This window comes from Oleiphilus sp. HI0128 (genome assembly GCF_001635365.1).
On record NZ_LWGG01000012.1, the window covers coordinates 1 to 865 of the forward strand.

Annotated in this window: 2 protein-coding genes; one reads left to right on the forward strand and one right to left on the reverse strand. The window is 43.4% G+C overall.

From position 1 onward, the window contains the following. Positions 1 to 334, forward strand: a 334-nt coding sequence (locus A3763_RS27840; RefSeq protein ID WP_369823069.1) for a winged helix domain-containing protein, incomplete at its 5' end; no start/stop codon positions are given. A gap of 112 nt (positions 335 to 446) precedes the next feature. Here A3763_RS27840 and A3763_RS00190 read toward each other — a convergent pair. Further along, the coding region (locus A3763_RS00190; protein WP_156494773.1) for a helix-turn-helix domain-containing protein at positions 447 to 865 on the reverse strand (419 nt) is incomplete at its 5' end.

The following is an 865-nucleotide window of genomic DNA, read 5'->3' on the forward strand; positions in this document are numbered from 1 at the left end:
GCTTGCAAACTGGCTAGGGGAGTATGTAACGGAAAGGAAGTATCCTGAGCTTGAGCTTGTCGGCGAAAGTATTGAGGATTGGGAGTCGCTCCTTGGTGAGGGTGAGCTAATTCAGCGTAACCCTGCTTCACGCTTTGCCTATACCACCTTCAAGGAGTGTCTGCTTTATGTTGATGGTACTTCTTATAAATGTTCAGCCGCATTGGCTGAAGAACTCGCCGACAGACAAGATCTTTGTCGTCAGCGAATACTAGATTTAGTTTCAGATAAACAGGATAAAAGCGTTATTGCCAACTTATTGGAAAGCGGTGCATTAGTGCTCGGAGATTTGTAGGCAGAGGTCACTGTGCCTCGCTAGGTGCTTCGAGCTATGTTTGAGCTAGCTCATGCTTGACTTACTATCTTCGTTAATAATATCCAGATTAAAAAGGCGGAGAAGGTGACGCCTAGTTTTCAAGATTGGAACAAATTTTTGCTGAACAATGCTTTTCGAGAAACTCTATAGGTGTTTGTGAAAATTCGGCTTTGAAAAAGCGCCTAAAGCCTGATGCTGTTTGAAAGCCAAGTTGTTCAGCCGTGTAATCAATGTTTTGCCTCATTTGAAATAAGTAAACTTTAGCAAGCTCTCTTCGGGCAATGTTGGAAAGGTGAGAAAACGACTCGCCGTGCTTATTAAGCCGTTTTTGTAATCCTCGAACAGATATATTTAGCTTGGATGCCAGCTTCTGACTATTAAAAGACTCTGGGTGGTTGTGCATTATCTGGCTGATTGCACGATACTCGAAGTCTTGCAATCGTTCAGATTTTTGCCAGAGGTCTAGAGACTTATTAAGGTAGAGTTGGTGCAAGGTTGGGTTGTGGCTAG